This is a genomic window from Aphanizomenon flos-aquae FACHB-1287, from assembly GCF_014698755.1.
Lineage (GTDB): Bacteria > Cyanobacteriota > Cyanobacteriia > Cyanobacteriales > Nostocaceae > Dolichospermum > Dolichospermum flosaquae.
Window position 1 is genome coordinate 84078 of the sequence record NZ_JACJTO010000015.1, and the last position, 10775, is coordinate 94852.

7 protein-coding genes are annotated in these 10775 nt (G+C 40.0%); 1 reads left to right on the forward strand and 6 read right to left on the reverse strand.

Going from position 1 to position 10775, the window contains the following annotated elements:
- Positions 1-162: 162 nt before the first annotated feature.
- From rpsG to H6G44_RS09550, 5 genes are all read right to left on the reverse strand, one after another.
- Positions 163-633, reverse strand: a complete 471-nt coding sequence (gene rpsG / locus H6G44_RS09530) for a 30S ribosomal protein S7 (protein ID WP_027402058.1) — start codon at positions 631-633, stop codon at positions 163-165.
- A gap of 375 nt (positions 634-1008) precedes the next feature.
- The gene (gene rpsL, locus H6G44_RS09535; RefSeq protein ID WP_028085100.1) at positions 1009-1392 is read right to left on the reverse strand and encodes a 30S ribosomal protein S12; all 384 of its coding nucleotides are present in this window, start codon (positions 1390-1392) and stop codon (positions 1009-1011) included.
- Positions 1393-1585: 193 nt separating this feature from the next.
- Positions 1586-1912: a HesB/IscA family protein gene (locus tag H6G44_RS09540; RefSeq protein ID WP_190386184.1), complete on the reverse strand. Its 327-nt coding sequence runs from the start codon at positions 1910-1912 to the stop codon at positions 1586-1588.
- Between the two features lie 64 nt (positions 1913-1976).
- Entirely contained in the window at positions 1977-2396 is a 420-nt protein-coding gene (locus H6G44_RS09545) for a cupin domain-containing protein (protein WP_190386183.1), read from the reverse strand.
- Positions 2397-2580: 184 nt separating this feature from the next.
- Positions 2581-4416 carry a phosphodiester glycosidase family protein gene (locus H6G44_RS09550; protein ID WP_242031695.1) on the reverse strand — a complete coding sequence of 612 codons (1836 nt, stop codon included), beginning with the start codon at positions 4414-4416 and terminating at the stop codon, positions 2581-2583.
- A gap of 735 nt (positions 4417-5151) precedes the next feature.
- Here H6G44_RS09550 and H6G44_RS09555 point away from each other — a divergent pair.
- Positions 5152-9831, forward strand: coding sequence for a glutamate synthase-related protein (locus tag H6G44_RS09555; RefSeq protein ID WP_190386181.1), 4680 nt, complete (start codon positions 5152-5154; stop codon positions 9829-9831).
- Between the two features lie 207 nt (positions 9832-10038).
- Here the strand turns inward: H6G44_RS09555 and H6G44_RS09560 are convergent, their stop codons facing one another.
- Positions 10039-10353, reverse strand: coding sequence for a hypothetical protein (locus tag H6G44_RS09560; RefSeq protein ID WP_242031694.1), 315 nt, complete (start codon positions 10351-10353; stop codon positions 10039-10041).
- Positions 10354-10775: the final 422 nt, after the last annotated feature.

Consider the following 10775-nt stretch of genomic DNA (forward strand, 5'->3'; position numbering starts at 1 on the left):
AAAACGCAATATCACTTTTTGCTTTGAAAAAACCATCACTATGATTGCTTGGTTTTCGCGTCAGTAATAGTTTGATTAAAGACTATGGCTTCGCCATCAGACAATTCACATTGTATATGAATTGCTGAACAGAAAAGACGATATATCGCCTTTCTACCTAGTTTAGTAACGATAGTGTGCAAATGCTTTATTTGCTTCGGCCATCCGGTGTGTTTCTTCCCGCTTACGAATAGCGCTGCCAGTTTCATTGGCGGCATCCATTAATTCATTAGCTAGTCTACCAGCCATGGTTCTACCTGGACGTTGACGAGAATACTGCACTAACCACCGCAATGCTAGGGTAGTACCGCGATCTGTCCGCACTTCCATGGGTACTTGGTACGTTGCTCCACCTACCCGGCGAGCTTTTACTTCTACCAATGGGGTCGCGTTACGCACGGCTTTTTCAAAAGTTTCTAAGGGACTTCCACCGGTACGTTCTTCAATAGTTTTCAAAGCATCATAAACTATTCTTGCGGCAATTGATTTTTTGCCATGACGCATTATCCGCCGCATCATCATGCTGATAAGGCGACTGTTATACACTGAGTCAGGCGGGACTGCACGCCTTTGACTAACACCACGACGAGACATACTTCATCCTTGAATACGGAATTTGGTCACGAAATTATATGCTATCAGAACACAGGAGACTAAAAGCAGTTTAATTCGCCGCTGATTTTTCCTGAGTTTTCGTTTATGGCTTGCGCCACGCTATCGTTATCAATTGCAAGGAGGCTGAATTAACTCATTTCAGTCATCAGACACAGAAGACGACAACGTAATCAACTTTAAAATTTAGATTAAAGTGCTGTTATCGTTTACAGGATTATCTTCAGAAACTCATGCAAATTGTGTTTTATGCCAGATACAGTTTGATTTTTTTTTAAAATTTCGTTCCTGCTGGTTCTTTGATGCAGTTTTAGGTAGGACGATTAACCGTTCTTGAGGCGATTAACCGCCGCTTACCTATTTTTTACCTGCCTTTTGGCGCTTAGTTCCATATTTGGAACGGCCTTGTTTCCGATCTTTAACTCCGGCTGTATCTAATGTGCCACGAATAATGTGGTATCTAACTCCGGGTAAGTCTTTGACCCGACCACCACGAATCATAACTACGGAATGTTCTTGTAAGTTATGACCGATACCTGGGATGTAAGCTGTTACTTCAAATCCTGAGGTAAGTCTGACCCTGGCTACCTTGCGGAGTGCTGAGTTAGGCTTTTTAGGTGTAGTTGTGTATACTCTGGTACAAACGCCTCGACGTTGAGGGCATTCTTTCAGAGCAGGGGACTTTGTTTTCTGACGCGCTAGTTCGCGTTCACTACGTATTAGCTGCTGTATTGTTGGCATGAGTTACAGCGCGTGAAGCTGCTTTATGATCTAAGTTTTAACAAATCCTGATTATATCTTTTTTTCTGATTTTCTGTCAATCATTTTGGGAGAAAACAAGGAACAGGCAACGGAGAACAGCCAAGAGGCTAAAGGCAAAAGGCAAAAAGTAGGAAAATTTTTTACCCAATGACTACTGACTACTGACCAATAACTACTGACTAACAGAGAAAGAATTACCACAGCTACAGGTGGATGTTGCTTGGGGGTTATGAAAGCGAAAACCCCCACCCATTAAATCTTCTGAATAATCCAGTGATAATTCATTGATGTAATTGAGGCTTTCCGGGTCTATAATTACACGAAGATTTTGCAACTCTAAAACCTGGTCTTGGGGTTGTACTGTTGTATCAAAAGCAAGATCATAAAACCAATCAGCACAGCCTCCAGATTTCACCCGCAAGCGAAATAAAATATTTGATGGTTGTTTAGATTTTAAGCGTTCAATCTCATTAATGGCTGCTGGACTCAAATAAATCATGGAATTTTTAGATTAGTCAGTGGTCAGTGGTCAGAAATAAAAAAAATTTCCTCTTACCTATTGCCTATTTTTCAGAACGGGCATAGTCATCTTGATAGCGAATAATATCATCTTCTCCCAAATATTCCCCATTTTGGACTTCAATTAAAATTAAGGGAATTACACCGGGGTTTTCTAATCGATGGGTTGTACATTGAGGGACATAGGTTGATTGATTGTTGCTTAATAAGATTTGTTGTTCACCACAAACTACTTTAGCTGTACCAGAAACAACAATCCAGTGTTCACTGCGGTGGTGGTGCATTTGTAAGCTGAGACGATGTCCGGGCTTGACTTCAATTCGCTTAATTTTATATCCGCGTCCTTCTTCTAAAATTGTGAAAGACCCCCAGGGACGTAATTCAGTAGCTGCAACATTCTTAGAATTAATTGTCGGTTGCAGGGACGGGGTATGAATAGGGACGGTTTCTGGTAGTTTAGCCATAGTTACCTCAGTAATTAGTAATTAACAACGAACAACGAACAACAGAGACATAACAAATCCATTTTTAGTCTAAATAGTCAATGAGATTTAGCTACTTTGCTCAAGATAGCAAAACTCACCATTAATCAGTAAAGTCCTCTGTTGAAACTGATATGTCTACACAAAGTCTTCATTAAAAATTAATTTAGGGTTTGACAGATTCAGATTCTAGGAAAATACCAATACCGTTATGAACACGCGCTGCTGTATTGGGGGAACGGTCAAGTAACTGACCACTTAAATAAAGACTAGTAGAACTACCACCGTCTAAATTTAAGGCATTAATACAACCCATAGTTTGCATTAATTTTGCTTGTTCTGCTAAAGTTGGACCGCCACCACCAGCCCGATTATGTACAGCAGCAATAATAATATTACCCGTAGAGCTAGTACAAATACTGCTACGAACTGCTTGACTTGCCATAAAAGCGGGGCTAAATGCTTCCGCTTGTCCGTCTAAAACTATTTGTCGATTTTGAACTAATAGAGGACCTGCAGCAATAATATTAGCATAGCGACTAAATTCAGGTGTAGTGGTGGTGCTAGTCAGATTAACTTTTGTACCTATGGGTAGTTGTGGTTTTTCACTACGGAAGGTAAGAAGATAACCATTTTTAGGAATTATGATAGCATTTATACCACTTTTACCTCCTGGTAATTGATTAGTTACTTGATTGTTTTCGATCACCAATATACTTTCATTATCAGTTAAAGGTGTATAAGTATTTCCCCAGGCTGATGTATAACGAGCGATACCACGTTGAACATAACCACTATTGAGTAAGACTATGGATAAACGCTGATTATTATTGGTGGTTAAGGTTTCTGTGAGGGTAAGACGACCAAAATAAAATTGTCCGTTATTATTCCAAGCGATTGCTCCTCTGTTGAGAATTGGACCGGATAGCCATTGATTATCTCGACGAATTGCCCCTAAAGGTAATTTATTATTACGGTTAAAATAACCACCATTAATTGCAGCTACCGCTAAGTAATTTTGAGCAGTTTGCCATAAAGGGGCTGTACCAGTGAGTGTTTGTGGGTTTGTAACTATGGGTTTAATACTTAATCCTACTTCACTAGGATTAATATCCAACCAAACTACGGGAAAGCGAACTGTTCCTAGGCTCACAAACTGCTGTCGCCATTGTAACCCCCGTGCCCAAGTAATACTCTTTTCTACTAAAGCCTCAGGTTGAATGTCAATAACTAGGCGGTTTGGTTGGGGAATTGTGCTAATCTGTGGAGATTGACCAAAGGGAACACTTAACCGGACAATTGTTTGATTATTTACCACTTCCACCTTTTGAATTATTGATGCGGGTGTTATTGGTATATTAGGTTGAGGGTTATAACGTTGAATTAAAGCGGAGTCAGCGATACCATCTAAAATGATTGTCCATTCTCGATGAGGTGGTGTGGTAGATTTAGAAATGATTTCATCAGGATCTACTACTTTTTTAACTGGTAACTCTTGACGAACTTGCCAAGGAGTGGCCATGTCTAAATCTAAAACAACTCTATCTCCTGTTGGTAGTTTACCGAGACGGATATTTTTGAGTTGAGAAGGAGGAGTAGAAATTACTAAACTGTTCCCATTAGTCTGAATTCTCCATCCTTGTTTAAGCGCTAATTGAGTAATATCTAAATAGCGATATCCTCCACGGAGATTGGTATTCAGAACAAGGGAGCTTGAAAACCATTGTACTGGTTGTTGTCCAGGATTACTACTATTGAGTAAATCTATACCGATGAGTTGCTTAACCGCGCCATCACTTAGATAGGTTTGTATCTCGGTTCTGGTTGGTTTTGGCTGTAACCATGCTCCTGGTAAGGTCCTACCATTGAGAATAATTTGATTACCGGCACTCGAAGAAGTAGACACGGGAGTTGGTAAACTGGGGATATTTTGAGCTAATGCCCCGTGAGTAGTAGTTAAATATAGTGCTGTTGATAGTAGTGGTAACACAGAATTAAGCATTTTGAGGATCATTGACTGGCCATTTTTAAAAGTGAACTACTTTTGCTATCATACAAAACCCAATGCCAGGAAAATTTATCAGGAAATTTAAAAAATAATTATCTTTTCTAGAAATAATCGTGATACTATACATATTGGGTTTCTGTCTCTTGTACAGAGCAAAAACAATTATCATGTTAAAAATATAACTGTAATTGTTTTAAATAATACAAACTCATCCTGGGGACTATGCGGATAGTCTTAGGGGTTAAAACTGAAATTCGCAGACTCTACCTCAATCTCTAAGATTTTGGATTTGGAGATTTAAATCTGAAATTTCCAGTTGCTGTGGTGGGTAATGAATAAGCAGTGAAAATATAAGCAAAACACAGATATATTTTAGGACTTGTCAAATGGGCATATAGTAAAAAAGGTTGATTTAGGTGAATATTTAACTGTCAGCAATCAGCCAAGAACCAGAATATTCTTGCATGGTGTAGACCATTAGCAAAAAACTTCAAAAACTGTTGGATTTATAGGTTGTTCTGGATTAAGGTAGTTTGTTTTTACAGTGCGTTTAACAAATAAAAAATAGATAGGCATTGGTAATATAGCTTTGGCTAAATGTCAAGCTCAAACTAAAATTGTTATATCTAAATTTTGGTAATTATGTATTTTTATCCAGTGCCAAAACTGAGGAAATTTCCCTCTAGTAGTAATAACAATATCTGTACCTCAACATTTCAGGAATAAAGTATGAGTCATCAATCATTAAATCAGGGTCAGCCTACAGTGTCAGATAATTTTCAAGATACATACCCAGGACAAAAGTGGTTAGTAGAAGAAAGAGATGCTTGTGGAGTTGGGTTTATTGCCCATCGTCAAAATATTGCCAGTCATGAAATTTTAGATCAGGCCTTAACTGCGTTAACTTGCTTAGAACATAGAGGGGGCTGTAGTGCTGACCAGGATTCCGGTGATGGTGCAGGGATATTAACGGCGATTCCTTGGGAATTATTAGCACAAGAAAACAGTAGTATAATTGATTTTGCCAATCTCAGTAATATGGCGGTGGGGATGATATTTTTTCCCCAAGATGTAACAGCCGCTAAATCTGCCAAAGCTGCATTTGAGCAAATAGCAACAGAAGAAAAATTAACTGTACTGGGCTGGCGAGTAGTTCCAGTTTGTCCAGAAGTATTAGGGGTGCAAGCAAAAGAGAATCAACCTCATATAGAACAGGTTGTGATTTATTGTGCTGATAAAAGCGGTGATGAGTTGGAAAGAGAATTGTATATTGCGAGTAAACGCATTATGCAAGCGGGGAGGAGAATTTCTGAAGATTTCTATGTATGCTCCTTATCTAGTCGAACCATTGTCTATAAGGGTATGGTGCGTTCCGCTGTGTTAGGGGATTTTTATGAAGATCTAAAAAATCCTGGGTTTAAATGTGCATTTGCGGTATATCATCGCCGCTTTAGTACCAATACCATGCCTAAATGGCCTTTAGCTCAACCGATGCGGTTATTAGGTCACAATGGAGAAATTAACACCTTATTGGGGAATATTAATTGGATGATGGCACGGGAAGCTACCCTCAGTCATCCGATTTGGCATAATCGTTTTGATGAACTCAAACCACTAGTAAATATTGATAATAGTGATTCCGCTACTTTAGATAATGTATTGGAATTATTGGTACGTTCAGGACGCAGCCCCTTAGAAGGGTTAATGATGATGGTTCCCGAAGCCTACAAAAATCAACCTTCTTTGGCTGAATATCCAGAAGTTGGGGATTTTTATGAATATTACAGCGGGTTACAAGAATCATGGGATGGACCAGCGCTGTTAGTATTTAGTGATGGTAAAAAAGTTGGGGCGACATTGGACCGCAATGGGTTAAGACCTGCCCGTTATGTGATTACCAAAGATGATTATATTGTGGTTGCGTCTGAGGCCGGAGTGGTAGACTTTCCAGAAGAGAATATTCTCGAAAAAGGTAGACTCGGTCCTGGACAAATGATTGCGGTGGATTTAAATACCCAGGAAATTCTGAAAAATTGGGAGATTAAACAACGTATTGCTAAACAACATCCTTACGGGGAATGGTTGAGACAGCATCGTTTAGAATTGAGTCAATTAGTGCAGGGTAAGTCTGTAGTTAATGGCAATGGTAACGGTAATGGGTATTTGTCAACGAACAACGAACAACTGACTACTAACAAAATTGATCCCCAAGTCTTATTACAACAGCAAATTGCCTTTGGTTATACTATAGAAGATGTGGAAATGGTGATTCACCCCATGGCCAGCACTGGTGCAGAGGCGACTTTCTGTATGGGTGATGATATTCCTTTGGCTGTGCTGTCAGAAAAATCCCATTTGCTGTATGACTATTTTAAACAGCGCTTTGCCCAAGTTACCAACCCAGCTATTGACCCTTTACGGGAAAAGCTGGTAATGTCTCTAACTGTGGAGTTGGGTGAAAAGGGGAATTTATTAGAACCTAAACCAGAATACGCCCGCAGACTCAAGTTAGAGTCACCCGTTGTCACTCAAACAGAGTTAGAAGCAATTAAGTTGTCAGGATTTGCTACGGCTGAGTTATCAACTTTATTTCCCATTGCTACAGGACCAAATGGGTTAAAAATAGCCGTGGAATCTTTGCAAGAACAAGCGGCTGAGTCGGTGCGGGCTGGTGCGAAGATCTTAATTTTAAGTGACCGTACAGGTACAGGTATTGCTGCGGAATATACTTATATTCCTCCTTTATTAGCTATTGGTGCGGTTCACCATTACTTAATCAGCAAAGGGTTACGGATGAAAACATCCTTAATTGTGGATACTGCTCAATGTTGGAGTACCCATCATTTTGCCTGTCTGTTGGGTTATGGTGCGGGTGCTGTTTGTGCCTATATGGCTTTAGATACTGTCAGTGCTTGGTGGGCTGAACCGAAAACTCAGCAGTTTATGACTAAGGGCAAAATTGCTACTTTAACTTTAAACCAAGCCATCGAAAATTATCGTCAAGCTATAGAATCGGGTTTGCTGAAAATCCTCTCAAAAATGGGAATTTCCCTGCTTTCTAGTTATCAAGCAGCACAAATATTTGAAGCGATTGGTATTGGTGGTGATTTGTTAGCTTTGGGTTTCCGGGGGACAACTTCTCGCATTGGTGGTTTAAGTGTGAGTGAATTGGCACAAGAGGTGCTATCGTTCCACAGTAAAGCTTTCCCAGAATTGACGGCTAATAAGTTGGAAAACTTAGGTTTTGTTCAATACCGTCCCAGTGGTGAATATCATAGTAATAACCCGGAATTAGCTAAGTCACTGCATAAGGCGGTTAATGGTAAACAATATGACCATTATGAAGTTTATAAACAGCATCTTAAAGGTAGACCAGTGACGGCGCTACGTGATTTACTAGATTTTCACAGTGAACGCGCGTCGATTCCTTTAGAAGAGGTAGAGTCAATTCAGGATATTGTTAAGCGATTCTGTACAGGTGGGATGTCCTTAGGAGCTTTATCACGAGAAGCACATGAAACTTTAGCGATCGCTATGAATCGCATCGGTGGTAAATCTAATTCTGGTGAAGGTGGGGAAGATCCTGTTCGTTATAACGCTTTGAATGATGTTGATACTGCTGGTAAGTCTCCTACTTTCCCCCATTTGCATGGGCTAAGAAATGGTGATACCGCTGCAAGTGCCATTAGGCAAGTTGCGTCAGGGCGGTTTGGCGTAACGCCCCAATATCTAGCCACAGCTAAACAAATTGAAATTAAAATCGCCCAAGGTGCAAAACCGGGAGAAGGTGGACAACTACCAGGACCAAAGGTAAGCCCCTATATTGCTATGTTGCGGCGTTCTAAACCCGGTGTAACTTTAATTTCACCACCACCCCACCATGACATTTATTCCATTGAAGACTTAGCACAGTTGATTTTTGATTTGCACCAAATTAACCCTAAAGCTCAAGTTTCGGTGAAATTAGTGGCAGAAATCGGAATTGGGACAATTGCAGCAGGTGTAGCTAAGGCTAACGCCGATATTATCCAAATTTCGGGACATGACGGCGGTACAGGTGCATCACCACTGTCTTCTATTAAACACGCTGGTAGTCCTTGGGAATTGGGTTTAACAGAAGTACATCGGGTATTGATGGAAAACAGGTTACGCGATCGCGTTATCTTGCGTGTAGATGGTGGTCTGAAAAGCGGCTGGGATGTCCTAATTGGCGCGTTAATGGGTGCTGAGGAGTTCGGATTCGGTTCAATAGCGATGATTGCGGAAGGCTGCATTATGGCGCGGATTTGCCACACTAATAATTGTCCCGTCGGTGTAGCTTCTCAGAAGGAAGAATTGCGGAAACGGTTTACTGGTATTCCTGATCATGTTGTAAATTTCTTTTACTTCATTGCGGAAGAGGTGCGGAGTCTGTTGGCTAAATTGGGATATCGTTCTCTATCAGAAGTGATTGGCCGGGCTGATTTATTAACGGTGCGTCCCGAAATCAAATTGAATAAAACTCAAGCGCTGAATCTAGATTGTTTAACTAAGTTACCAGATACAAGAGTTAATCGTAGTTGGTTGGTACATGAGAAAGTTCACAGTAATGGACCAGTTTTAGATGATCAATTACTAGCTGATTTAGATATCCAAGCTGCGATTGAAGATCAGGGGACAATTAATAAAACCTACACCGTCGTAAATACTGATAGAACCGTCGGTTCTAGGTTAACTGGGGTAATTGCTCATAAATACGGTGACAAAGGCTTTACAGGGCAAATTAACCTGAATTTCCAAGGCAGTGTGGGGCAAAGTTTTGGCGCATTTAATCTAGATGGTGTAGTTCTTAATCTAGTAGGGGAAGCTAATGATTATGTAGGTAAGGGTATGAACGGTGGGGAAATTATGATTAAACCCCCAGCCAATGCGACTTATAACCCAGGGGAAAATGTGATTGTGGGTAATACTTGCCTTTATGGTGCAACTGGTGGGGTATTATTTGCTAATGGGTTGGCCGGAGAACGGTTTGCGGTGCGGAACTCCAAAGGTACAGCCGTAATTGAAGGGGCCGGTGATCACTGTTGCGAGTATATGACTGGTGGTGTGATTGTTGTTCTGGGTAAGGTTGGCCGCAACGTTGGTGCGGGTATGACCGGTGGCTTGGCTTATTTCTTGGATGAAACGGGTAATTTCCCAGCTTTAGTGAATCATGCTATTGTCAAGGTGCAGCGGGTTGTGAGTGATGTGGGTGAAAAACAGTTGTATGATTTAATTAAAACCCACGCTGATAAAACTGGTTCACCCAAAGCTCTGGAAATTATCGCTAATTGGCCAGAGTATTTACCCAAATTCTGGCAGTTAGTACCACCATCTGAAGCTGACAGTCCAGAGGCTAAAGTGGCAGAAAAACAATTAAGTTCTGTGTAATTTGTCTGAATCAGGATGTACAGGATTTGAGGATTTACAGGATTTAATTAAATACTTTATCCTGTTCATTCTTTAATCCTTTTTTGTCTGAATCAGGATGTCCAGGATTTGAGGATGTACAGGATTTAATTAATAACTAGGGCTTGCTAAATAAATCTGAAAACTCTACAGGTAAAGGGTTTTAGATATTTTAAAGTTCAAAAAGTGTCAGCTTTTAGGAGGTGACAACTGAAAAACCGGGTATTTGTTGAAGGAATTTTGGGGAGAATGGACTCCAACTGCAACAAGATTTCTTTTGTACAAACTCCCAGTAATGTGCTGTTGGTGTACTAATCTTCCTCCACTCCCAACTGGTGGTGTCATGATATCGGATAATGCTTGAGGAATGGTTTCTTTAGATTCTGGAGGGTATTCTGTATAGTTAAAGTTTGCCCATTGTTGATCTAGGATGTGGGTTTTTAGTTGTTTGATGATGCCATTTAGAAAAAATTCGTTTTCACCAAAGTATAAGTATGTTGGCATGGTAGTACGGCAATTGTATTGTCGTATACGAGCGTTAGCTCTAAATCCACTATAATTTTGTCTGCATGGATGGGGAAGCAGTCATTCAATGAAATAACACTTTCGTTAACTGCTGCATACCTACTGGCTTTTTGGCAATCACACAGCCAAAAAATTCGCTCTAGTTTTATTTTTTTACTTTTGTAAATTTCGTATCCAAACATTGCCATGCTTTACTTAATTAGTTATAATTAAGACAATAAATTATCACTAATCAAAAATCTGATGATTTTATAGCAATAAATCCTACTGATAGAAAATGTGATATAAAGCAGAAGTGTTGAATGTTAAGAAAAGCCTGATAAAAATAGCCAAAAATATGTTAAATTTTGGGCGAAGGATTAAAATATTTTGATTAACCATGATCATAAACTCATTTCCCA

Excerpts from the sequence above, each read along its gene's own strand:
- H6G44_RS09560 (WP_242031694.1), bottom strand. The coding sequence starts at position 10,353 with ATGCCAACATACTTATACTTTGGTGAAAACGAATTTTTTCTAAATGGC.
- H6G44_RS09555 (WP_190386181.1), top strand. The coding sequence starts at position 5,152 with ATGAGTCATCAATCATTAAATCAGGGTCAGCCTACAGTGTCAGATAAT.
- H6G44_RS09545 (WP_190386183.1), bottom strand. The coding sequence starts at position 2,396 with ATGGCTAAACTACCAGAAACCGTCCCTATTCATACCCCGTCCCTGCAA.
- H6G44_RS09550 (WP_242031695.1), bottom strand. The coding sequence starts at position 4,416 with ATGCTTAATTCTGTGTTACCACTACTATCAACAGCACTATATTTAACT.
- rpsL (WP_028085100.1), bottom strand. The coding sequence starts at position 1,392 with ATGCCAACAATACAGCAGCTAATACGTAGTGAACGCGAACTAGCGCGT.
- H6G44_RS09540 (WP_190386184.1), bottom strand. The coding sequence starts at position 1,912 with ATGATTTATTTGAGTCCAGCAGCCATTAATGAGATTGAACGCTTAAAA.
- rpsG (WP_027402058.1), bottom strand. The coding sequence starts at position 633 with ATGTCTCGTCGTGGTGTTAGTCAAAGGCGTGCAGTCCCGCCTGACTCA.